This window comes from Bacteroides sp. L10-4, assembly GCF_013373675.1.
In the GTDB taxonomy this organism is placed as follows: Bacteria; Bacteroidota; Bacteroidia; order Bacteroidales; family Bacteroidaceae; genus Bacteroides; species Bacteroides muris.
Genome location: NZ_JABXJH010000033.1, coordinates 1 through 24,805, shown reverse-complemented (window position 1 = coordinate 24,805; position 24,805 = coordinate 1). Strand labels below are relative to the sequence as shown.

The following is a 24,805-nucleotide window of genomic DNA, read 5'->3' as shown; positions in this document are numbered from 1 at the left end:
GTCGAAAAACTATCCGAATAGGTTCGATTTCTATTACTTTTGCCTTCTGAAACCAATAAATCATGAGAAGCCATGCTCAGTAAGTTCAAATTAAACCAGCTCTATTTCAAGGACACACAGTTTGCCAACCTCATGACACGGCGCATTTTCAACGTCCTTCTGATAGCCAATCCTTATGACGCCTTCATGCTGGAAGACGATGGCCGCATCGACGAAAAGATATTCAATGAATACACTTCGCTCTCCTTGCGCTACCCTCCCCGTTTCACACAGGTTTCCACTTGCGAAGAAGCACTGACACAACTGGCCTCCATCTCTTTCGACCTCATCATCTGCATGCCGGGTACGGGAGACAATGACAGCTTCGATGTGGCGCGATACATCAAAAGCCTTTATGAGCAAATTCCGATGGTGATACTTACTCCTTTCAGCCACGGCATCACCAAGCGCATTGCCAATGAAGACCTCAGCCCTTTTGAGTATGTATTCTGCTGGCTGGGAAACACTGACTTGCTGGTTTCAATCATCAAGCTGATAGAGGACAAGATGAATCTGGAGCACGACGTCAACGAAGTGGGCGTGCAGCTCATCCTACTGGTGGAAGACGGCATCCGCTTCTACTCCTCCATCCTGCCCAATCTGTATAAATTCGTATTGAAGCAGAGCCAGGAATTCTCTACCGAAGCACTGAATGCTCACCAGCGCACGCTGCGCATGAGGGGACGCCCCAAGATAGTCCTGGCACGTACGTATGAAGAAGCCTTCGGCATTTACGAGAAATACAAGAACAATATATTAGGTGTCATCACTGACGTACGCTTCCCCCGCATGGAACGGGGCGAAAAGGACGGACTGGCCGGTATCAAGCTCTGCGCCGCCATCCGCAAGGAAGACCCATTTGTACCCCTTATCATACAGTCCAGTGAATCGGACAACGTGGCATATGCAGCCAAATACGATGCAGCCTTCATCGACAAGAATTCCAAAAAGATGGACGTCGACCTGCGTCGTATCGTATCGGACAATTTCGGTTTCGGGGACTTTATTTTCCGCAACCCGGACACGCTGGAAGAGATTGCCCGCGTAAAGAATCTCAAAGAGCTTCAAAACATTCTTTTTGCCGTTCCGGCAGAATCGTTCCTTTACCACATCAGCCGCAACCACATTAGCCGCTGGCTCTACTCGCGTGCCATGTTCCCCGTGGCAGAGTTCCTGCGGCCCATCACCTGGAATAGCCTGCAAGACGTGGACGCCCACCGCAGAATCATCTTCGAGGCTATCGTAAAATACCGCAAGATGAAAAACCAGGGAGTGGTGGCAGTCTTCAAACGCGACCGCTTCGACCGCTATTCCAACTTTGCCCGCATCGGTGACGGTTCGCTGGGCGGCAAGGGACGCGGACTTGCTTTTATCGACAATCTGGTGAAACACCACCCCGAGTTCGAAGAGTTTGAGAATGCCCGTGTCGCCATCCCCAAGACCATTGTGCTCTGTACTGATGTGTTCGACGAGTTTATGGATACCAACAACCTGTATCAGATAGCCTTGTCAGATGTCAATGATGACGTCATCCTGCGTTACTTCCTCAAAGCCAAGCTGCCCGACCGCCTGGTGGAAGATTTCTTCACCTTCTTTGATGTAGTGAAGTCCCCCATCGCTGTCCGTTCGTCTTCGCTACTGGAAGACTCGCACTACCAACCCTTCGCCGGTATCTACAATACCTATATGATTCCTTATCTAGACGACAAGTACGAGATGCTACGCATGCTGAGCGATGCCATCAAAGGAGTATATGCTTCGGTCTACTTCCGCGACTCGAAGGCATACATGCAGGCAACAAGCAATGTCATCGACCAGGAAAAGATGGCTGTTATCCTGCAAGAGGTGGTAGGCAACCAGTATGGCGACCGCTACTACCCCAGCATGTCCGGCGTGGCACGTTCGCTCAACTACTACCCCATCGGCGACGAGAAGGCAGAAGAAGGTATCGTCAATTTGGCACTCGGCTTGGGCAAATATATTGTGGATGGCGGCATGACGCTTCGCTTCTCGCCCTATCACCCCAGCAAGGTGCTGCAAACCAGCGAAATGGAAATTGCCCTCAAAGAGACCCAAACCCGCTTCTACGCCCTCGACCTGCGCAATGCCGGTCACAACTTCTCCATCGACGACGGCTTCAACCTGCTGAAACTGCACGTCAAGGAAGCGGAAAAAGATGGAGCGCTGAACTACATTGCCTCCACCTACGACCCCTACGACCAGATTATCCGCGATGGCCTTTATCCCGGCGGCCGCAAGGTCATCACTTTTGCCAATATCCTGCAACACGACGTATTCCCCCTGCCACGCATCCTGCAACTGGCTTTGAAACACGGAGAGCAGGAGATGCGCCGTCCAGTAGAGATAGAGTTTGCCGCCACCATGAGCCGCGAGAAGGACAAGACCGGTACCTTCTACCTGCTGCAAATCCGCCCGATAGTCGACACCAAGGAGATGCTGGATGAAGATCTTACCACCATTCCCGACAACCGGGTGCTGCTCCGTTCCAACAACTCATTGGGACATGGCATCATGAACGAGATACATGACATCATCTACGTGAAGACAGACGACTATAGCGCCTACCACAACCAAGAGATTGCCTGGGAAATAGAGAAACTGAACCAGCAGTTCTTGGACGAAAGCCGCAACTATGTCCTCGTAGGTCCCGGACGTTGGGGCAGCAGTGACACGTGGCTCGGTATTCCCGTGAAGTGGCCACATATCAGCGCTGCCCGCGTGATAGTAGAAGCCGGACTGACCAACTACCGGGTAGACCCCAGCCAAGGAACCCACTTCTTTCAGAACCTGACCTCCTTCGGAGTGGGATACTTTACCATCAACGCCTTTATGAACGACGGCATATACAACCAGGAATTCCTGAATGCACAGCCTGCCGTACACGAGACGAAATACCTGCGGCATGTACATTTCTGCCAGCCGATGGTAGTAAAGATGGATGGCAAGAAGAAACTGGGAGTGGTGCTGATGCCTGAAGAATAAATAAATCAATCCGTCAGTCGGTGCAATACAATCATCACCACCTCTGCAGGAGCAAACATGCGGATGGCCTTCTGCGAAGTGCCGATACCGTTGGTGATAATCATCGGGATGTGCTTTGAGTTGTACTTCAGCCCGGAGAGGAACCGCTGCCCATAGTGTGAGGGAACTATCGGCGCGTAGAGTCCGAACAATGTCACTTGTCCTCCATGTGTATGTCCGGCCAGAATGAGGTCTGAGTTTGTCACCGGAACGTCCTCGGCATAGTCCGGTGTATGCGTCAGCAGGATTACGAAATCGTCGGGCGCCAGGCCGAGTGTGGGCGATGTGCCGTTCTTGCCCAAGTCGAAAGGATTGCGCACGCCCGCCACAAGAATCCGCTCACCACCACGCCGCAGGGTGTCCACCTTATGCTCCAGCAGATGCATGCCATAATGCCGCATTTCGCGCACGATGTCGTCATAGCAAGCCTCGTAGTCATTGTTGCCAAGCACGGCATAGGTGCCCAACGGCGTCTTCACTTGCGCCAGGGCAGCCATGACGGGCGGCACGTACTGGCAGCCTTCGTGAAAGTCACCGCCAATCAGCAGCACGTCGGCCTTCTGGTCTATGAGCAGGCGGACCAGGTCCTTCAATCCCTCCTCCTTCAGCAGGCTTTTGTAGTGCAGGTCGGAGACAAAGGCGATGCGGAAGCCCTCGAAGGCGGCAGGCACGTCCCGATGCGTGAAGTCGTACGTCTTAATGCGGCTGACGCCCTTATAGGCCGAACCTACGTGGATAGTTGTCGATGTGATTCTTGTGCCTCGCCGTACAATTGCCTTTTGTGCCGGTGACGTTTTCTTTATCTGCCGTTTCTTTGCCTTGCCCTTCGTCGGCTGGCGACAGACATTACGCAAATCAGACTGGTCAAAGGTGAACATCGGCGAAAGGCGGGCAGGCAACCCGATAGTATCGCCAAGCAGTGTGCTGTCTGCCTGCATGGCCGGCCGTGGCAGCGACACGGTAATCATCCGCTTGGAACGGCAGGAAGACAAGAGTAGCAGAGAAAGAATGGATATATAGACTAAGTTCTTCATCATAAGTGGGTGCAAATATAGGGATTTTCAGTATTTTTGCCGGCAGATGCCGAACTAAATTGGAACTACGATGAACGAGATTAAACAGAACTCACCCTACGCATGGTTTCTCGCCGCCCGCCCCAAAACGCTGACAGGAGCCATCATACCGGTACTGCTGAGTAGCGCCCTTGCCTTCAGCGACGGACAGTTCAAGACTGCCCCTGCCCTGCTGTGTGCCCTCTTTGCCTGCGGTATGCAGATTGCCGCCAACTTTATCAACGACCTCTTCGACTTCCAGAAAGGGACCGACCGCCGGGAAGACCGCCTGGGTCCGCAGCGCGCCTGCGCCGAAGGCTGGATTACACCAGCGACCATGAAAATCGGTATCGTCATCGCACTGACACTGTCTTGTCTGGCAGGGCTGGCAGTGTTGTCCACCGTCTGGGGGCAGCTGCCCCACGGAGGCTGGGAACTGGTGGTGCTGGGCGTGGTGTGCATACTGTTTGCTTTCCTCTATACCACGCTGCTCTCCTATCGGGGATGGGGCGACGTGCTGGTACTGGTGTTCTTCGGCCTCGTGCCCGTATGCGGCACCTACTACGTGCAGGCCTATACGCTGAACATGGATGTGCTGGTGTTGTCGCTCGTCAGTGGCCTCGCCATAGACACCTTGCTGATGGTGAACAACTATCGCGACTGCGAGCAGGATGCCGTGAGCGGCAAGTGTACGCTGGTGGTGCGCTACGGCAAAAAGTTCGGTGAAAATATGTATCTGGCATTGGGCATCGCCGCCATGCTACTCTGCTTCCGGTTTGTCTATACAGGTAAGCTGACTCCGCTGGAATTTATCTGGGCTCCCTGCGTCTATCTATACATGCACGCACTGACGTGGCGCAAGATGATACAGATAGGTAGCGGTAAAAAGCTGAACAGCATACTGGGCGAGACGTCGCGCAATATGCTGTTCCTAGGATTGCTGCTAGCTGTGGCGCTGAATTGAGAGGTTAGGGGTTAAGGATTAGCGGTTAGACCCTAATCCCTAAACCTTAACCCTTACCTCCATACATCTGTTCGTAATACTTCTGATAGTCACCGCTGGTCACTTCTTCCACCCACGGCTGGTTGTTCAGATACCATTCGATAGTTTTCACGATACCGACCTCGAACTTCGTCTCCGGATACCAGCCCAGGGCATTGGTAATCTTTGTGGGGTCTATGGCATAACGTTGGTCGTGGCCCAAACGGTCTTTGACGAAGGTGATAAGGCCTTCGTTTATCCAGCTGGCATCAATCGTACCGTCGGCTGCTTTTACTTGCTTCTTCAATACTTCGCGGTAACGGGGAGTCTCTTCCATCAAGCGGCGGACAGTGGCAATGGTGAGCTTTACAATTTCAAGATTGGTCTTTTCGTTGTGACCGCCTACGTTGTACACCTCGCCTTCCACACCCTCGCGGACAACGAGGTCGATGGCTTTACAGTGGTCTTCTACGTAGAGCCAGTCACGCACGTTACTGCCGTCGCCATAGACAGGGAGGTTCTTGCCTTCGAGGATATTCTTGATGATGAGCGGAATCAATTTTTCCGGGAAGTGGTAAGGACCATAGTTATTAGAGCAGCGGGTAATGGTAACGGGCATCTTATAGGTGTCGTGATAGGCCATCACTACCATATCGGCACTCGTCTTGCTGGCGCTGTAGGGGCTGTGCGGACAAAGCGGAGTTTGCTCCGTGAAGTAACCTTCGGCACCAAGTGAACCGTAAACTTCGTCGGTAGATACCTGATGGTAACGGACGCCTTTACGCCAAGTAGGATAACCGGAATCGTCCTTACCCGTGACCCAGGCACGGCGGGCGGCGTCAAGCAGGTTCTGTGTACCCAGAATGTTGGTCATCAGGAAAAGTTGGGGATTCTCTATGCTACGGTCTACGTGGCTTTCGGCAGCAAAGTTCACCACGTAATCGAATTTATATTTAGCAAACAGTTCATCGGCAAGCACACGGTCGCAAATGTCGCCTTTTACAAAGAAGCAACGTTCGTCGTCAATGTCGTTGGCAATGGTACCCAGATTGCCTGCATATGTCAGGGCATCCAGTATCACCACTTCAATATCATTATGTTTTGCCAGGATGTATTTAATATAATTGGCACCGATAAATCCGGCAGCACCGGTTACGAGATAGGTTTTCATGAAAATGATTAGCGATTAATGATTAATGAAATAACTAAAGTAAATAATAATACCAGAATAAGGGGCGACAGAAACATATAGGCACATCCTCATTCCGTCAGCGTTTCGACTCGGCCAACTCCATCAGATATTTGCCATACTCGGTCTTGCCAAGCTGTTCGCCCAGACGATACAACTGGTCTACATCTATCCAGCCCTTGCGCCAAGCAATCTCTTCGATACAGCTGACACGGAAACCTTGGCGGTTCTGGATGGTAGCCACAAAATTACTGGCTTCCAGCAAGCTGTCGCAGTTGCCTGTATCAAGCCAGGCAAAACCACGGCCGAAGAGTTCCACTTTCAGCGTACCTTCATTCAGATAGAGACGGTTGAGGTCGGTAATTTCGTATTCGCCGCGGGCGGAGGGCTTCAAGGAAGCGGCTTTCTCTGTCACGGTGGAATCGTAGAAGTAAAGACCGGGGACGGCGTAGTTACTTTTAGGTTCTGCGGGTTTCTCTTCCAGCGAAATGGCTTTGCCGTTGGCATCAAACTCCACAACGCCGTAAGCACGGGGGTCCTTGACGTAATAACCGAAGATGCAGGCCCCTTTGTCGATGGAAGCGGCACGCTTCAGCATGGCCGAGAAGCCTTGACCGTAGAACATGTTGTCGCCCAAGATGAGGCATCCCGGTCCGCCGTCCAAGAACTCTGCACCCAGCACAAAGGCTTGTGCCAGTCCATTGGGATTCTCTTGTATCTTATAGGAAAAGGACATGCCGAGTTCTTCGCCGGTTCCCAGCAGCTCGCGGAACATGGACAAGTCACGTGGAGTAGAGATGATAAGCACTTCGCGAATTCCCGCCAACATCAATGTAGAGAGCGGATAGTATATCATCGGTTTGTCATAGACAGGCATTATCTGCTTGGAGATAGCCTTGGACAACGGATAGAGACGAGTGGCACTGCCACCTGCAAGAATAATTCCTTTCATATTTCAGTTCTTTTTCGGTGATACTTCAAAATGGAGAATAAAATAAGAAGGAGGACGATGCCCCACGGCTCTACTTGCTATTCGGGCACAAAGATAATGGAAAAATTCGATTAAGTGAAGGCTTGGTTTCATCTTTTTGCTTCGTTGCTTTGCTTACTCCGGTACATTGTTTTGCTTATTTCAAAAAGATACGCCATTCACCCCAGCAGACAACGGACATTACTTCAGTGCGCAACAGCCATCACCCCTTGATGAAACGGTCTTTACCTTAGCACGTAACGGCATTTACCCTATAGTGTAACGAGATTTACCCTACAGTGTAACGAGATTTACATTAGAATGTAACGGCTTTTACACTGTAGAGTAAACAATCCGTAAATACAGTCTGCTGATAATAAACAAGCTACGTCATCGGTCAGCAAGTTCTATCACCTCCAAATCCTTGAACGTTCCCCCATCAACCGCAAAGCGTACCATCGTACGTACCTTATGGAAACCTTGAATGCCCGCAGCACCCGGATTGATGTGCAGCACGTCCAACGTCTTGTCATACTTCACCTTCAGTATATGTGAGTGCCCGCTGATGAACAACTTGGGTGGACGCACCAGAATGCTGCCTTTGATGGAAGGGTCGTAGTTGCCGGGATAACCGCCGATATGTTTCATCAGCACTTCTGCCCCATCTACCGTGAAACGGAGAATCTGCGGATAGAGCTGCCGTATCTCCTGCCCGTCAATATTGCCATACACGGCACGGAAGGGACGGAAAGCCGCCAGCTTCTGTGCCACTTCCAGCGAACCGATGTCACCGACGTGCCAGATTTCGTCACAAGACTCGAAATATTGCAGGTACTTTTCATCCCAGTAACCATGCGTATCTGATAACAAACCAACTTTTGTCATTTTTCCTTTGTTTATTAGGACAAAGGTAATTATATTTGGGGAGAATACAATGTGATTAACACATCAACACCATGGAGAACAGATATTTCAAACGTGACATCAGCTGGCTGTCTTTCAACTACCGCGTGCTGCTGGAAGCCGAAGACGATACACTGCCATTATACGAACGCATCAACTTTATTTCCATATACTCCTCCAATCTGGAAGAATTCTACAAGATACGTGTGGCCGACCATAAGGCCATAGCCACCGGAGCCTCGCAAAGCGACGAAGAGAGTGTGCAATCCGCTACCGAGCTGGTAGATGAAATCAACCGGGAAGTCAACCGCCAACTGGAGGAGCGTATCCGCATTTACGAACAGAAGATACTGCCCGCCCTGCGGAAACATCACATCATATTCTATCAAAGCCGCAACGTGGAACCGTTTCACCACGACTTCGTGCGCAGCTTCTTCCGTGAAGAGATATTCCCCTATCTGGCTCCGGTGCCCGTAAGCAAGGACAAGGTGATTTCATTCCTGCGCGACAACCGTCTCTATCTGGCCGTGCGGCTTCATCTGAAAGGAGCTCCCGTCGGTTCTCCAAACCGCATCCAGTATTTCGTGATGAAACTGCCGTACAGCAAAGTGCCGCGCTTCATCCAGTTGCCCAAGGTGGGGAAAGACTATTATCTGATGTTCATTGAAGACATCATCAAGGCCAATCTGGATACCATCTTCCCCGGTTACGAAGTGGACAGCAGTTATTGCATCAAGATTTCACGCGATGCGGATATTCTGATAGACGATGCCGCCAATACCTCCGAAATCATCGAACAGGTGAAGAAGAAGGTAAAGAAACGCAAGATAGGCGCCGTGTGCCGTTTTGTATACGACCGCGCCATGCCTCAGGACTTCCTCGACTTTCTGGTAGATGCCTACCGCATAGACCGCCGGGAGATGGTTCCGGGCGACAAGCACCTCAACATGGAAGATTTGCGGCATCTGCCCAATCCCAACCAGAGCGTGCGTCCCATCAAGAAACCCCAGCCCATGAAGCTGACCTGCCTGGACGAACGCGAATCCATCTTCCGCTACGTGGAGAAAAAAGACTTGCTGCTGCATTATCCCTACCACTCCTTCGACCACTTCATCCATTTCCTATATGAAGCCGTCCACGAACCCACCGTACGTGAAATCATGGTAACTCAATATCGTGTAGCCGAGAACTCCACCGTCATCAACACCCTGATAGCCGCCGCACAGAACGGAAAGAAAGTCACCGTCTTTGTAGAACTGAAAGCACGCTTCGATGAGGAGAACAACCTCGCCACCGCCGAAATGATGAAGGCCGCAGGCATCAATATCATCTACAGCATACCGGGACTGAAGGTACATGCCAAAGTAGCCCTCGTGCTCCGCCGCGACAAGGAAGGGCACAAAATGACAAGCTACGCCTACATCAGTACCGGTAACTTCAACGAGAAGACTGCCACCCTCTATGCCGACAGCGGACTATTCACCTGCAATCCGATGATTGTAAACGACTTGCATAACTTGTTCCGTACTCTGCAGGGAAAGGAAAATCCGGTGTTCCACCGCCTGCTTGTGGCCCGTTTCAACTTGATACCGGAACTGAACCGTCTCATCAGCCACGAGATGCAACTCGCCCAACAAGGCAAACGGGGACGGATTATCCTAAAGATGAATGCCCTGCAAGACCCCGCCATGATAGACCGCCTCTACGAAGCCTCGCAAGCCGGTGTAGAGATAGACCTCATTGTCCGCGGCATCTGCTGCCTCATCCCCGGAAAGGAGTACAGCCGCAACATCCGCGTGACACGCATTGTGGATACCTTTCTGGAACATGCCCGTGTGTGGTACTTCGGCAACGGCGGCGCACCCAAGCTCTTCCTCGGCTCGCCGGACTGGATGCGGCGTAACTTGTACCGCCGTATCGAAGCCGTCACCCCCATTCTGGACCCGGACTTGAAGCAAGAGCTCATCGATATGCTATCCATACAACTGTCGGACAAACGGAAAGCCTGCTTTGTGGACGACCAGTTGCGAAACCGCTGGAAGTCGTCACGACCGCAAAAGGAGAAGGTACGGTCGCAATATACCTTTTATGAATACTTGAGAGAGAAAATATAAACAACTCTGCCCCAATACACCTCCGGCTCAACTGTCTTTTATAGGACACAGACGTACGGCAGTTCCTCCACTACGTGCTTGCCGAATGGTGAGGGTATCACTATAAGTCACTTCGCGCTCTTCTATAAGTATAGCAGCAGGACATGTCTCATAATCGGCCTCAGGAGCATCACGATAAATAGTAGCCAGATATCTTTTATCTGTATCGAGAAAAGACAGACTGATATTAGCCGTTCGTTCCTCATCTCCCGTGATGCTGCCTATATACCAGCATCCCTCTCCTTTATCGCAACGGGCAATAGTAACATAACTACCAATGCATGCTTCCGGCACTACTGTTCTGCTCCAATCTGTAGGACAAGATACTATAAAATTAAAAGGTTCCGGATTAGCCTCGTAATTCTCTATTTCATCCGAAGCCATTTGTAACGGTGAATAGAGCACCACAAACAGCGCCAATTGTTTGGCCAGTGTGGTATGTACACGTGTCTGTGGCATTACATCGTTAACAAACCGAAACGTCACCGGTGTAAAGTCCATCGGGCCTGCCAACCCACGAGTGAAAGGCAATATTACGGTATGAGAAGGAGGATTTCCACCATCTACATCCCAAGCGTCCCATTCTTGTCCACGTACCCCCTCTTGTGTCATCAGATTAGGAAAAGTACGCTGCAAACCTGTAGGAATCACCGGTTCATGATTATCAATACAGATACGGTGACGGGCAGCAGCCTCTATTACCTTGCGATAATGAAGTACACCAAACTGACTGCTATGATATTCTTTCCCATCAAGCAAATCGCCCACATAACCCGTTTTTACTTGATGCACACCATATTTCTCATAGAACTTGAAACCATCTTCCATCTGATTTTCATAATTGGAAACATTACCGCCAGTTTCATGATGTCCTATCAAAGCTACTCCTTTGCTACGCCCATAATCAGTAATACGTTGTATATCAAAATCGGTATAAGGTTTTGTGAAACTAAATTTCCAAGTAGCCCAGTCTTCATTCCACCCTTCCACCAGTACACCTCCCAAATTATTGGCAGCAGCAAAATCGATGTGACGCATTGTATTCTCTGTTGTGGCCCCATGATGGGGACCGGCATGCCAGGTGTTATGCTTCATGTGATAAGTCCACCAAATTCCAATATAGCGCATAGGTTGTATCCAGGAAGTATCGGTTATACGACAAGGTTCATTAAGATTTAACATGAGACGGGAAAGAAGCAAATCACCGGCAGATTCAGCCACTATCATTGTACGCCAAGGAGATACACGAGTATCGGTAACACGTACTTTCTCACCTGTACTCCAAGGTGTAAGAGCCGCACGTAATGTAACCGTTTTATTATCTTCAAGTTGTTCAACCGGCTTCAAGTTCATGGCAGCATAATCTGTAAGATTTGCTTCATGAATAGCCAAATAAAGGCTATCTGTTGTCTCAATCGTCACCGGAGTGCTTACCCATCCCATCTTACTAAGAGGTTTTTTCTCAAATAAGGCTTCGTAAAAACGAACTCCTTTCACTGGAATACTCCAAGCATCATAATCTGCAGGAAAAACGAATTCAGTCACTTCGTCATCAATAAGAAACTCTTGTAGCTGTTGCTGGCGAGGGAACTCATACCGGAATCCCATCCCATCATCAAAAAGACGAAAAATAATATTCAGTTCCCGCTCCAACGATGTTTCTTCCTTGAGGCATACCCTCAATTCATTATAATGATTTACAATTTCAGCCTCTTCCCCCCATACTGGTTGCCACACATCATTATGCGAATCATGCTTAACCTCTTTTAGAACGAAACCAGTCAAAAGATCTGGCGCATCCTTCAAAACCAATCCCAGACGTGAAGGAAGTAAAATATTCTTCCCCGCATGTCTTAAACAATATCGGGGAGCACCTTCTTCATCAAGTGTAAACTCTAAAGAAAGTTTTCCATTTGGAGAGGTCAACTTGATATGTTCCTGCTGGCATGAAATCATCCATAGGCCTAAACATAAAGCAAGTATAATCTGTAGCGTTTTTTTTAGTTTCATAGTCATTACCGAATTTAATTTTATATATCCAATTCTTATTTTATAAGTCTACTGACAAACAGTCCCTTTCCTTCCTCAGCCGGAATAACACAGAAGTTTACGAAACCACAGACAGACTCCGGTTCAAGCAACGTAGCAACCAAATTTCCTAAAGGTTGTGCCAAAGGTACCAACCAACTACCTATTGGAAGTTCTACATTATCTTCATAGACATCCGTTTCTACATTTACCGGACGAATCCCCTCCCATTCCTTCTCTGCACGATACAGGCGGGTTACTTTGTAACGCTCAACTTTTGCTTTTTGTACATGGGTAACTTGTTCAATGTGTACACCCAACGCTCGAAGCCTACATACTGCTTCTGTACAGAGAGCATCGAGCAGATAAGCCTTAGGGCGAGTACGCACCAATTGAGGTGTTGCTTGCATGGCATCAAGGGTTGGCAGTTCAGTCTTAAACAGTTCATTGGCCTTATAATCGATAAAAGAGACTACATGACGTACAGTATCCGAAGTGAAAGTAACATATATCGGTTCAGTAGCTTTCAAGGTGCGCTTCCTGGCTTGTTCTACCTTACGTTTAATTGAAGTGCGATGTTGCGCAGCAGTAACCAACGTTTGCCGTGCCACCAAGAAACCGCATTCACTACGACGTGCAAAACACTCCGGTCCCAATCCAATACCTCTTATTTCGACAAAAAGCGATACAGCCCCCGTCAATGCTTGAAAAGTAGAACTGGACTGCGGACTTTTAGCACCTTTTACAAGAACAAGGGAACCATCTGCCACACGGGGAGTGAAGTAGAAACCGGAAGTATAACCGGCACTATTTAAAACGACCTCTGCCTCACGACGAAAAAGTTCTTCAGACAGCGTACGTAAAGCTAAAGGCGCATTAAGATGTCCGGTAGGTAAAAAAAGTACATCAGCAGCATTTGCTGTCGGCACTCCACGTAATAAGTTAAACTCACGACGTAAAGGTGTATATTCATGAATATCAAGAGCTACATCCGGATTCCATTGCTGGTAGGACTGCTTCAACAACAAAGTGACAGCATCCTCTAATTTGCTCTGATCGCGATTCAAATCGTAGCCATCGGCTGAACGACGTTGCTGAATGGCATAACCATCAACATTGGCTATAGGAACCAAAGCCACAGCTATATGATTCAGCAATTCACGTCCTTCTTTTTCACAAAGTAAGTAACGGACAAGCATGCATACAGCCTCAGCACCTGCCGGCTCGTTACCATGCAGTGCCGCTTGAATCCATACCCTTACCTTCTTCTTGTCGGGAGTACCCAAATAAAATACCGGAATGGTACGTCCTTGTTTGGTTACACCAATATTCTCCATATATGCCAAACCCGGAGAACGTACAACCAATTGTTGTAAATAGTCCTTTATCTCATCAACCGATGCCAATCCGCTACCGTAAGGTTTACTTAGAGTAGGTGTCTCACGGTCAAATTTGGGGTCAGGATAGAAACTTGCAGTTACTCCAGCAGGTTGCTTCGACTGATTTCTATTCCATAACACAAGATTAGCTAATACCACTTCTTGTGCTATCCTCTGTAAATAAAGAGCTGTTTCAGACGGTAGACCTGCATAATAATCGCTGCTAAAAGGCTCACCAAAAAAAATTGCATAAAAGACACAAGCCGCCAGATAACTTCCTGCAGGACTAGGATGGCTGCCATCAGAATTATACAACTGCAAACTTGGACACTCTCTACGTACACGTCTCCATGCCTCACCCACAGGAGCACAATAAGCATCAAGGACATCAGCCATTTCCAAATAGTTTTCCGTAAGTTGCTGCTGCATTCCTTCATAAGTATCATTATTACGCCCCCATGTCATATAACAGACACTTTTTCCTTTTGGGGCATAAAGACGGCGTAAACTATCTAACTGCGCCGCAGGATGGAATACATTCTTCTTTACCCATTCCTTTTCACGAGTAGGTGCCTTGCTCTGTTCCTGCATCACCATATAATCCCATCCTCCTTCACGAATCGCCTCTAATGTTTGCGTATTGGCTGCATGCTGTCTCAAGTACCAACCAGGGTTAGCAACCTGGCGCACTGATATTTTTTTTCCACATGAGGATGCTAACGATTGGACTTGCAATGGCAAACGATTAAAAAAAGTATAGCTGTTACCTATAAAAAGTACCCGTAAAGAATCTGTCGTCAATAATGGCACAGCTTGTTTCCCCATAGGGACAGCCTCATGCCCGATGCCGCACTCTTCTATCTTGCGCCAATGGCATTCCCAACCACGGGATGCAGCCAACTGGTGAATATAAAGCCAGAAACTACGCCCACGCTCCATACGGTTTCGTCCTTGTCGTTCAGCTTCAGGAGTCTTGCGTAGAAAAGACTCACGTATCGTATCTCCCAAAGCCAGCTGTAGTATGATAGGTTTTGACAAGTATTTTTTTATCTGTTCAGATGAAATATAGGGGATACCAGCCGTACCATAAGGATATGTCTGGGCCAAATCTGGAAAAGTATACCAACCGGGAGAACTTATAATAGCTTTTTCCACATAAGGACTATCGTGAAAAAGCATGAAACGCTGTACAAATTGCCCACCAGCAGAATGACCATAAATCATATATCCTTTGCGCATGCTTCCCGTAAATTGACGCACATATTCAAATAGTTTATCAACCAACACTGGTGTAATTTTTTCGGGAGCATTAGCTACTGTATGGGCAGCATTCATCACCCCCACCTCCTGATAGTCTGCCAAAGGATAAGATTTCAAATCAAAGTGAGGTATAAAAAGCATAAAACCCTTTCTCTCCGCTTCTTCTTTCCAACCGTCCAAAAGATAACGATAGCCGCGGTCTCCTCCTTCAAAGACAAATACAATAGGCATTTGTTTGATATCCCCCTGGGAAGGTATATAATAATGTACATCTACCGGGCGATCGGCAAAAGGAGGGTATTGACTATAAGTAAAGAAATGTTCACCTCTTGGCCTTTCCAAAGTCTGTTTCGCTATTGCAGATAAACAAATACAGAGGAATCCAATATAAAATATAATCAGCTTCTTCATAATTCGTACCTTCCCTTCTTTACTATTGTACCATCTTGCATTACAAATTTACCACGGGCAATGACATCTGTAAGCTGCAAATCTTCCGCCAAAAAACACAAGTCTGCATCTGCTCCTTGTGCCACAATACCTTTAGCTCGTAATTTCAGATTACGAGCCGGATTGGATGTTATCAATGTAATCGCCTGTTCCAATGGTACCCCCTCCTCATTGACTAATGCAACTACCTCCTTGAAATTTAAATTCAAAGGAGCAGGACGATAAATTATTTCTCCAGTTTCAGGATTCACCCTGCGTACACCACCATGGCCATCACTAGAAAAAGTAATGCGATCAAGGGGGACACCAGCTTGCAATGCACGTATCACACAACGATGGGGAGTATCAAACTTTGAGCCACCAGTCGAAAAATCAATCATTCCACCTAATTTACCAAATTCTACAGCCTGCATAAAAAGAGCTTCAGTACGTATCAGATGAGTAGGAGACAGATAAGATATCAGTGTAGGATAGTGACGAGCAATATTGAGTAAGAGCTCGATACCTTCCGGAAGTGCTCCCAAATGAATGTGGAGAATTCCTCCTTTACCAGATGTAAATCCCCCTAAACGTACCTGATGTATAATACGTAATATCTCTTGCTCTGTCGGAAACGGACTACGGTCATCACTCATCGCCAGCTTACAGCCAATAACTTTATCTATGAAGATAAAATCGTCAGCCACACTATTCATCAATGTTTTGGTAGGCAATCCGTAATAACTTGTCAGCATATAAGCCGACAATCCGTCATCGTCAATAGCTTTGGCCTTGGCATAAAGCGTAGTAAGTTCTTTGGCAAATCCATCAGTACCAAGCATACCCAATACAGTAGTAGTACCAGATGCCACCAGTTCGCTCATAGTCACCTCGGGGACTAATGAGGCATAACCTTGTTGCCCTCCTCCACCAGTAATATGTACATGCTGATCTATAAATCCCGGAGTAACAATTTTACCTTGCACGTCAATAGTATGGCAAAATGATTCATTCAGTTCAATTGTCTTTGAAATATGCGCAATCTTTTCTCCGCATAGCAAAATGTCTGTTTTACCAAGATAGGCAGGAGCATATAAATTTGCATTCTTTATCAATGTAAACATAGCTGTCGATTAATTTTAGAAAGTGATAAGATGATAAAGTATCAAGAAAACAATTCCTCCTATTAAAGGAAATGTATTACGCCTTGCCAACTCCACTGATGACACACCGGCTACCCCGGCAATGGCAACAATGACTCCGGCAATAGGAGATGCGGCACGTCCCATGCTTGCCGCCAACTGCAAAGGAAGTATCAATGAAAAAACCGGCAAACCAAGCTGAGTGGCTATACCCGGCAATAAAGGACCAAATGAAAAAAAGGCTGCATTGCCACTTCCCATCAGCATGGCAGCTCCAAAAATAATGAGAGTAAAGATTGCGGCAATAGCTAATCCCGAAAGTCCGATATGAGAGGAATAACCCACCAATGAATCAATAAATCCCAAACCAATCAGTCCTTTAGAGAAAACTTCTGAAGCTACAATCAATGTTACAACTGAAATAAACACATTTCCCATGCCTTTCCAAAAACTTGCAAAAACGTTAAAAGTAGTACGCACACTACGAGTATGAAACAACACAAATACCAATGATAAGAACAGAGAAAAAAGCATAGCAGTAGTGGTACCCAATGTTACAGTAGGCTGAAACAGTCCCACAAAAGGTGAAAAGAAAATGAGAAGAGCCAAAGGTAATACCGGGAGTAGCGCAAAAGCCAATGGAACATCCGGTTTTTCTACTAATGAGGTTGCAGTCACATTTGACACCTGCAATATGCCATCCTGCTGTTTCTTTGCATCTTTTTTATCAAAATAACGGTTATTGAAATAGAAGAGTACCATTACAACCAAGGAAGTAGGAATTACTAAAGGAAGTTGATGAGTGATAAAATATTCCACATTGGATTGTCCTATCAATTCGGCAGCCATAGCAGTATTTGCCGACCCCGGTCCCTGATCAAATAGAGTAGCAGCGGCAATGACTGACAATGCTGTAAGTTGGCTTACTCCCAAACTAATTAAAACAGGATAAACCGAAGCCACAAGCAACAATCCTAATCCGGCAGCTGAAGGAGTAGTAATAAAAAGTAATTGTCCAATAGGAATAACTATAGTAGCCGCCCAATAAGGATAACGTCGAAAAAGACCTAATGGCTTCATGGAAATATAGACCAATGCATTAGTAGCCTTTATGTTATTCATGAAAGCTACATAACCGCCAATTGTCATTATCATAAACCCTGCACGCGCCAAATTAGAAAGAAAAACTTCCTCTATCATCCTTACCAAATCAAACACCACCATTCCCGTAGCTTCACTAGGTACTACCGAATGCACTTGCATGAAAAAAGCAGCTGTAAGCATTAATAAACCGGAAAGCATCAAAAGACCTTGAGGATTGAGCTTACGATAAAGACCTACCGCTGTAATCCCTACCATAAGAAGACTAAAAATGAAAGCCAATTCGGACATGATGTATCAAGATATTAAGTTTTTGTTTTCTTTTGAATATATGAATCTAAATCAGATATAAACACCGATATATACAAAGCCGTTTATATGCGGTATTTATATCTGACTATTATCTATCAATACCCCGGATTATTTTCCAAAGGATTACCAGTATTGGCATCAATGAATGATTGCGGCAGCGGGAAAAGGACAGGAGTCTCATATTCATCCATACCACGTCCTGCAATACCAGCTATCTCATTGAGTTCACGCATGCGACGTTTGAAATAGTTATTGGTATCACGTTCGTCACCACCATTTTCTTGGCAAACACGTACCAATGTATGACGACGTTCTTCCTCCGTAAGCAGTTCACGGCTGCGTTCATCAAGAATGAAATCCATACCACCGATTCTAAGATCATCTTCAGTAATACTTACAGCATTGGAACGATTACGTACTTTATTTATCCATTTAATGGCCTCGCCTACTTGATTACTCTTGTAAAGAGCCTCTGCATAAAGTAAATATGTATCTGCCAAACGTAAATAAACAATGTCCGCATAGTGTCCATCATTAGCTGCATTAGCCAAAATAGGTGGAGTATAATCCCATTTACGAGTAGTAGGCCAATCATATTTTTTAATGGAAGTAGAAGTTAGCATGGCTGCATTAACCGTAGTATCAATAAGTGCAGTACCACCTAAATCAAATACCTTGGTTACATTGCCGGCAGCATCTACATCATTAATACTCCATACGATAGCATTGGCAGATACACGGTCATCTTGTTCTCCCATTCCTTTATAATTGTACAAACGAAGTGCTCCTCTGGAAGGAACTACACGTCCGGCTCCCTTACCACCATTAGCTTGCCAAAAGACTTGTGCAAATGAACCTTCACCACCGTTATTGATATAGTCCGGATTATGCTGGTTTGTCTTTTTACAATCGCCATCATTAGCATAATAGTTCTTATAAGTTGTAGTCATATAGACATTTGCAGTACCATAGGCACTATTCTCCTCTTCTGTGTTAATGAAAGCCAGTAACACCTCCGTATTTCCATCAGCATACATAGGAGTATAAAATACGTCAATAAAAGGACATCCATCATTGGAAGCATTACTACCAAAGCGTTGATTTATAAGGGAATATTCTCCACTTTCCACTAATGGTTTCAGTACTGAAACTGCTTTTTCAGCATTACCTTCTGCCAAATAAAGTTCACCCAAATAGTGACGTGCCACAGCACCAGAGACTTTACTATTATTAGAAGTACGCAAAGGAAGGTTATCGACTGCAAACTGGAAATCTTCTGCCATCACTTCGCGAATACTACTCAAGGAAGCACGCTCCCAATCATCACGATAATTCAATCCTGTAATTTCTTGTGTTGAAAGGGGCACTGCACCAAATGAATAGGTAAGGTGACGGTAAGCCCAAGCACGGAAGAAGCGAGCTTCGGCCAACACCTCATTTTTACGATTTTCAGCATCAGCACCACTTCCCCAGTTAATATCATCATTGTCAGCTCTTGAGATAACCATATTGGCAGTATTGATGATACGATATCCCCACTGGAAAATATTATTCCAAATAGCAAGATCAGTGTAAGTTATCTCTTTGGGATTGTAGAGGAACTTCATTTCCGCATGACTATTATTGGCCCATGAATTATCTACCCCTCCACCCCAGGCAGAATGCAGACAGAGCGCAATACTTCCTCCCATTGCATCAGCACGGCGATACTCTGCACGCATAAGACCATAAAGAGGCGTTATCATCGATTTAAATCCATTGTAATCTACAAGTAAATTTTCTGGATAAAGTGCATCACGAGGATCTTCCTTAAGAAACTTATCCTCATTACAGCCGCCCATAGTGAGCAATAATACTGTAAACACTAAGACATTGAAATATGTTATTTTTTTCATATGTGCAATTTCATTTTAGCTTTTTATGATATATTACTCTCATCAAATATCTAACTTTAGTCCAAAAGTGAACGAACGTACTGGAGGAGCAGCCAATTGATCATTGAGAAATTCCGGATCCATACCTGTCCAGCCAGTTATTGTAGCCAAATTCTTAATGTTCATGTAAAGATTGAGCCGTTTGACGAAAGTACGACGCAACCATTGTTGTGGGAAATTATAACCCAATGTAACGTCGGAAATACGTAAGAAATCTGTCTTTTCATAGAAACTGGCTCCCTCTGGATTCACATCACTATTCAAACTATTTTTCGGATAGCTATTCGTAGGATTCTCTGGAGTCCAAAAATCCACCAAAAAGCGGTTCTGGCGATATGAATTATGGCTTGTATCATACAAGGCATTCAGATGGGTTTGTCCTAACTGAGCCGTTAAGAACACACTCAGAGTGAAGTTTTTGTACTCAAAAGTGTTCATCAAACTCATATTTACTTTAGGAATAGCCGACCCTATAATAGTCTTATCAGCCGTTGTAATATCGTTACCATCTACATCAAGGTATTTCACATATCCAGGATACGAATTACGATAGTTAGGATCTTGCTGCCCTGTCGGGTTAGACGGATCAGCAATCTGCCATACACCGATAATTTTATAATCATAGTTCACATTGATAGGTTCACCAATAAACCACTTGGAAGCCACATCATCAACCGGCTTTCCATTAGCATCATACAAACCAACATCTACAATCTCCGAACGATAGTGTGAGAGGTTGAAAGAGGTGCTCCAGCTAAAACTCTTATGTGTAATGTTATTAGAAGTTATCTGGAATTCAAAACCACGATTACGGGTCTGTCCACGATTCTCAGTAATAGAGCCAGTACCATTAATGGTAGGAATAGAACGGGAAAGCAGCAAATCTTTGGTTTTAGACCAATAAATATCAAATGAACTCTGAATACGTCCATTCCAAAGTGCAATATCAAAGCCAGTATTAATAGATGTAGTAGTTTCCCAACCTAAACCGGGCGAAGCTAACTTCGACGGATAGAAACCAAACTGTGCAGTATGATCATCATTCAGATAATTGTAAGTTGAAAGATTAGGTAGTGTACTATAAGCACTGATAGCCTCATTGCCATTTTTACCCCATGACAAGCGATATTTCAGATTGCTAATGGTTTCACTTATAGGCTTGTCTTTAAAAAAAGATTCATTGGAAATATTCCATCCAATAGCGGCTGAAGGAAAAACGCCGAATTTAGAACTTTCACCAAAAGCGGAGTAACCATCACGACGAGCAGTAAGAGTCAACAAGTAACGATCATCATAAGTATAATTCAAACGCCCCATTTGTGAAATATGATTTTCTTTATAATAATTGGAATTACCAGACATTGTGGCAGCTTTAGAAATCTGGTAATAATACATCACATCATTGGGAAAATTCTTACCTTCCATTGTATTCTGTTCATATTCCTTGCTTTGAGCAGAATATAATCCTGTGAAAAATATACGATGTTTACCAAATTCACGTTGATAAGAAATAATATTCTCCAAAATCCATTCTTCTGAATGCCAGTCATCAGTATTCAATACGCCATTAGCACTAGCTCCTTCGTAGGTATCCAAACCTTGATAATTCTTATAGGAGCTGTTTTGGTAAGTGAAGCCTGTATTCAATTTATAGCTCAGCCCTTTAATAAAGGGAAACTTTACCTCAAGCACATTATTAGTGATAACCTTTGCACGGATATCTTTTGTCTTATTATTAAGAGATCCCAACGGATTAATGCTGAAAGCTGAAGAGGAGTCCTCAGTAGCAGAAAGTGTAAGTGAACCATCCTCGTTATAAGCATGTCCCAACGGAACTTGTTTTATAGCCCGCCAAAAAGAAGCACTGCTACCACTACGATCGTAGCGACCTAACTGTGTAGTAGTAGAAAATTTCAACCAACTATTAAACTCCTGATCAAGATTGAAACGTACATTATAACGCTTGAACTCATTGCCTACCGCAGTTCCTTTCACATCCGTATAGTTCAATGAAATGAAATAGCTGGTTTTGTTAGCTCCACCACGGAAAGAAAGGTTATGCTGTTGTTTTATACCGGTCTGTGTTGCCAACTTCATCCAATCAGTACTCTGACCGGCAGCATACATAGCTAATTCAGTAGGAGTAAAGTTATCTAACCAAGGTTCAGGATTCTCTTCTGTAGGAGGAGTAGTATTGGTAGCCTTGAAAGCTTCAGATTTATACTTATAGAATTCTTTGCCATTCATCATACGAGGTAAATTGATAGGCTGGTCAATAGTAACATAAGTATCGTATGATACCGTCAATCTGTCTTTCTTACCGCGCTTAGAAGTAATAAGGATTACACCGTTAGAACCGCGAGCACCATAAATGGCTGCTGAAGAGGCATCCTTCAATACTTCTATACTCTCTACATCATTGGGATTGATTTCCGACCATGGACCATCAAAAGGTATTCCATCAAGAATAACAAGAGGTTTATTATCGGCCGTAATGGAGTTGTTACCACGAATACGTGTAGTAGTAGACGAACCTTCAGCATTACTACCCGTCACACTAATATTCAATCCTGGAACTGCTCCTTGCAAAGATTGAATCAAATTAGCTTGTGGGCGACTTTCAAGTACATCCGAGTTAACCGAAGCAACCGAACCTGTAAGATCACTTTTGCGCTGTACACCATAACCTACTACTACCACCTCATCCAGTGCCTGGTTATCTTCTTTCAGTACAATCTTTAACGATGATGCGTCTTTCACCTGCAATGTCTTGGATATATACCCAATGAAACTTATCTCCATTACCGCCCCCTTAGTCACTGAAGCGAGTTTAAAGTTTCCTTCTACATCGGTAATGGTGCCCGTACCCGTACCTTGTATCACTACATTGGCACCGATTATCGGTTCTCCTTGTTCATCTGTCACATTTCCGTTAATATTCCATGTCTGTGCATGAAGTGAGCTTGAAAGTGACAGCATCCACATAAGACAGACAAGCAAAATACCACTTGCGTCTCTCGATTTTTGTCTGGTTTTCATAAATTACATTTTTAAGTTAATAGGAACTTGTGTGTAAAAAATCTCGAGAGCAAAATTAGACAATGTAACAACCGATTATATTCACTGGTAGAGGATTTGGTAAATTCACAAAGTTATATATTACTGATTATCTTTCAATTACAGACAGACTCAATAGATTTTCAGTAGTGATTTAAATTAAATCGGTAATCAAAAACATGTATATAGATAATTGCCATTCAATAGCTTAATACTATCGAATGGCAATTATCTATATACATGTGGGTAAAAAATGAGAGAAACGCTCAGTCTTCAAATTACTTTTTACAAACCTCTTTCACAGCTCGAAGAAATTCCTCCTTACTGAGCGAAGATTTATTTAAAGTTATAGAACGATTATTATATACGGTTTGCAGTGAACAGTGCAAAAATTCTGCAATCTTCTCACTATCCGTTACCCCCATTCGTATCAAAGCATGAATACGAAGTTCTGTATTAAGCCGCCCAGACTTCACTTCAATATGTTCTTCTGGACGTAGCAAACTATTGAAATGTTCTACGAAATCAGGGTATAAATGCAGAATAATAGAATCAAATTTCTCATAAAATTCCTTCATTTCATCGCTCATGGTAGAGGTAGAACTAATCATTTTCTTTAAATCTTCAAGTTGTCCAGCCTTTAATTTACGGTTCAATTTTTTACGATACTCCTCCATACGGCAAATATAGGACGAACAAAGTTTGAATACCTGACCAATATACTCCTCCTTAATATAATTTGTGTCACGTAGAACCAAATTGAGCTTTTGCAATTCACTATTAAGACTCTTCAACCTACCATTGGCCACATGTAGCTCCACCAAAGCTTTCCTACGTCTTCTTGTTTGCCTTCTCAAAAAGAAAAGAGCTATCAGCAATACAACAGTGAGAAAACTAATAAATAAAAGGAATAGCTTTAGCTGCTCCTGTTGCATATGATCACGCTCAATGTAACTTTGATGTATCCTTCTCTGCAACTTCTGCTGATGAAGCAGTCGTACACGGCTCTTAAAAGCTATACCGATATCAGAACAATAAGTACTATAACGATAGGCTCGGTCCAACTGACCTTGTTCATATAAATAGGAAGCCAATGCGTATAACGAACCAATATCACGATTCACAGCATATACATCAGCAATACCTGAGAGAATCATATTTTCCAGCCACTTGGTATGGTTGTGTTCTTTTTCATAAAGTAGAGCCAAGTTATAAGCTAAAATAGAATAATTACGACTATTAGGTAGAAGACGTTGTTTTTCTTTTTCCAACTCATCCCTAATAGCAATACGTTGTGCACCGGGAACATCTTGATATTTCCACACACGGCTATAAAGGTAGCGTGGCTCGTCAGGAGTGGCCGTCTGCAATACTGAATCTGAATATAACGCATAAAGTTGACCATAATATTCATGCAATGCATCATCACCTAATGAATAAAGCTGCAAACGCGAGCAGAGAGTACGCATCTGACCATAATAACGCGAACGTAAATAGCGAGGCATACTGGAAGAACAGAGTGAATGCATTACTTCAGAGGCTTGACTAAGCAAGCCATTAGCCGTATAAACAAAACCAATACCTAATAAAGATTCAATCTCACGATTCTTATCATGATATTGTCGTGCTAAATCAAGGCTTTGTGTAGTATACTTCATAGCCGAATCTGCATCATACACGCGATATTCTTGATAAATAGCCTGATTCATTAGTGTCCCATAAAAAATAGGGACTAGTTAAACATTAAATAAATTTGGCCCATTTGGTCCGAAACGGTCTTTGTCATATTGAAATTTAGTTTTGTCGAAGAGGTCTTTCAAGTGCGTTTTGTCA

14 protein-coding genes are annotated in these 24,805 nt (G+C 45.0%); 3 read left to right on the top strand and 11 right to left on the bottom strand.

The features are described 5' to 3' along the window. Nucleotides 1-72 precede the first annotated feature (72 nt). Nucleotides 73-3,042, top strand: coding sequence for a PEP/pyruvate-binding domain-containing protein (locus HU824_RS11570; RefSeq protein WP_176468927.1), 2,970 nt, complete (start codon nucleotides 73-75; stop codon nucleotides 3,040-3,042). 5 nt (nucleotides 3,043-3,047) lie between these two features. Here HU824_RS11570 and HU824_RS11565 read toward each other — a convergent pair whose 3' ends face one another. Next, nucleotides 3,048-4,115 carry a metallophosphoesterase gene (locus HU824_RS11565; protein ID WP_176468940.1) on the bottom strand — a complete coding sequence of 356 codons (1,068 nt, stop codon included), beginning with the start codon at nucleotides 4,113-4,115 and terminating at the stop codon, nucleotides 3,048-3,050. A 70-nt stretch (nucleotides 4,116-4,185) separates the two neighbouring features. Between HU824_RS11565 and menA the strand changes: the two genes are divergently transcribed. Beyond that, nucleotides 4,186-5,097, top strand: a complete 912-nt coding sequence (menA, locus tag HU824_RS11560) for a 1,4-dihydroxy-2-naphthoate octaprenyltransferase (protein ID WP_176468926.1) — start codon at nucleotides 4,186-4,188, stop codon at nucleotides 5,095-5,097. A 46-nt stretch (nucleotides 5,098-5,143) separates the two neighbouring features. On the opposite strand, the gene rfbB is transcribed toward menA, so the two are convergent. From rfbB to HU824_RS11545, 3 genes are all read right to left on the bottom strand, one after another. Then, nucleotides 5,144-6,286, bottom strand: a complete 1,143-nt coding sequence (rfbB, locus tag HU824_RS11555; protein WP_176468925.1) for a dTDP-glucose 4,6-dehydratase — start codon at nucleotides 6,284-6,286, stop codon at nucleotides 5,144-5,146. A 97-nt stretch (nucleotides 6,287-6,383) separates the two neighbouring features. After that, complete coding sequence (gene rfbA, locus HU824_RS11550; protein ID WP_136010281.1) at nucleotides 6,384-7,256, bottom strand: glucose-1-phosphate thymidylyltransferase RfbA; 873 nt, start codon at nucleotides 7,254-7,256, stop codon at nucleotides 6,384-6,386. A gap of 408 nt (nucleotides 7,257-7,664) precedes the next feature. Beyond that, nucleotides 7,665-8,159, bottom strand: coding sequence for a metallophosphoesterase (locus HU824_RS11545; protein ID WP_136010280.1), 495 nt, complete (start codon nucleotides 8,157-8,159; stop codon nucleotides 7,665-7,667). A 71-nt stretch (nucleotides 8,160-8,230) separates the two neighbouring features. Here HU824_RS11545 and HU824_RS11540 point away from each other — a divergent pair, with 71 nt between their 5' ends. Beyond that, nucleotides 8,231-10,291 (top strand): RNA degradosome polyphosphate kinase, encoded by a 2,061-nt coding sequence (locus HU824_RS11540; protein ID WP_176468924.1) that lies wholly within the window; start codon nucleotides 8,231-8,233, stop codon nucleotides 10,289-10,291. Between the two features lie 27 nt (nucleotides 10,292-10,318). Here HU824_RS11540 and HU824_RS11535 read toward each other — a convergent pair whose 3' ends face one another. From HU824_RS11535 to HU824_RS11505, 7 genes are all read right to left on the bottom strand, one after another. Then, the gene (locus tag HU824_RS11535) at nucleotides 10,319-12,346 is read right to left on the bottom strand and encodes a glycoside hydrolase family 97 protein (RefSeq protein ID WP_176468923.1); all 2,028 of its coding nucleotides are present in this window, start codon (nucleotides 12,344-12,346) and stop codon (nucleotides 10,319-10,321) included. Nucleotides 12,347-12,375: 29 nt separating this feature from the next. Beyond that, complete coding sequence (locus HU824_RS11530; protein ID WP_176468922.1) at nucleotides 12,376-15,408, bottom strand: M14 family zinc carboxypeptidase; 3,033 nt, start codon at nucleotides 15,406-15,408, stop codon at nucleotides 12,376-12,378. After that, nucleotides 15,405-16,550 (bottom strand): beta-aspartyl-peptidase, encoded by a 1,146-nt coding sequence (gene iadA / locus HU824_RS11525; protein ID WP_176468921.1) that lies wholly within the window; start codon nucleotides 16,548-16,550, stop codon nucleotides 15,405-15,407. Before iadA ends, HU824_RS11530 begins: the two co-directional genes overlap by 4 nt. A gap of 15 nt (nucleotides 16,551-16,565) precedes the next feature. Beyond that, on the bottom strand, nucleotides 16,566-17,960 hold the full coding sequence (gene dcuC / locus HU824_RS11520; RefSeq protein ID WP_176468920.1) for a C4-dicarboxylate transporter DcuC: 1,395 nt from the start codon (nucleotides 17,958-17,960) through the stop codon (nucleotides 16,566-16,568). A gap of 116 nt (nucleotides 17,961-18,076) precedes the next feature. Then, nucleotides 18,077-19,876 (bottom strand): RagB/SusD family nutrient uptake outer membrane protein, encoded by a 1,800-nt coding sequence (locus HU824_RS11515; protein WP_176468919.1) that lies wholly within the window; start codon nucleotides 19,874-19,876, stop codon nucleotides 18,077-18,079. A gap of 42 nt (nucleotides 19,877-19,918) precedes the next feature. Next, nucleotides 19,919-22,954 carry a TonB-dependent receptor gene (locus tag HU824_RS11510; protein ID WP_176468918.1) on the bottom strand — a complete coding sequence of 1,012 codons (3,036 nt, stop codon included), beginning with the start codon at nucleotides 22,952-22,954 and terminating at the stop codon, nucleotides 19,919-19,921. Nucleotides 22,955-23,250: 296 nt separating this feature from the next. Further along, nucleotides 23,251-24,681 carry a DUF6377 domain-containing protein gene (locus tag HU824_RS11505; protein ID WP_176468917.1) on the bottom strand — a complete coding sequence of 477 codons (1,431 nt, stop codon included), beginning with the start codon at nucleotides 24,679-24,681 and terminating at the stop codon, nucleotides 23,251-23,253. Nucleotides 24,682-24,805 lie beyond the last annotated feature (124 nt).

Coding starts and splice junctions, on each gene's coding strand:
- menA (WP_176468926.1), top strand. CDS start 4,186: ATGAACGAGATTAAACAGAACTCACCCTACGCATGGTTTCTCGCCGCC.
- dcuC (WP_176468920.1), bottom strand. CDS start 17,960: ATGTCCGAATTGGCTTTCATTTTTAGTCTTCTTATGGTAGGGATTACA.
- HU824_RS11565 (WP_176468940.1), bottom strand. CDS start 4,115: ATGAAGAACTTAGTCTATATATCCATTCTTTCTCTGCTACTCTTGTCT.
- HU824_RS11505 (WP_176468917.1), bottom strand. CDS start 24,681: ATGAATCAGGCTATTTATCAAGAATATCGCGTGTATGATGCAGATTCG.
- HU824_RS11545 (WP_136010280.1), bottom strand. CDS start 8,159: ATGACAAAAGTTGGTTTGTTATCAGATACGCATGGTTACTGGGATGAA.
- HU824_RS11570 (WP_176468927.1), top strand. CDS start 73: ATGCTCAGTAAGTTCAAATTAAACCAGCTCTATTTCAAGGACACACAG.
- iadA (WP_176468921.1), bottom strand. CDS start 16,550: ATGTTTACATTGATAAAGAATGCAAATTTATATGCTCCTGCCTATCTT.
- rfbB (WP_176468925.1), bottom strand. CDS start 6,286: ATGAAAACCTATCTCGTAACCGGTGCTGCCGGATTTATCGGTGCCAAT.
- HU824_RS11540 (WP_176468924.1), top strand. CDS start 8,231: ATGGAGAACAGATATTTCAAACGTGACATCAGCTGGCTGTCTTTCAAC.
- HU824_RS11515 (WP_176468919.1), bottom strand. CDS start 19,876: ATGAAAAAAATAACATATTTCAATGTCTTAGTGTTTACAGTATTATTG.
- HU824_RS11530 (WP_176468922.1), bottom strand. CDS start 15,408: ATGAAGAAGCTGATTATATTTTATATTGGATTCCTCTGTATTTGTTTA.
- HU824_RS11510 (WP_176468918.1), bottom strand. CDS start 22,954: ATGAAAACCAGACAAAAATCGAGAGACGCAAGTGGTATTTTGCTTGTC.
- HU824_RS11535 (WP_176468923.1), bottom strand. CDS start 12,346: ATGACTATGAAACTAAAAAAAACGCTACAGATTATACTTGCTTTATGT.
- rfbA (WP_136010281.1), bottom strand. CDS start 7,256: ATGAAAGGAATTATTCTTGCAGGTGGCAGTGCCACTCGTCTCTATCCG.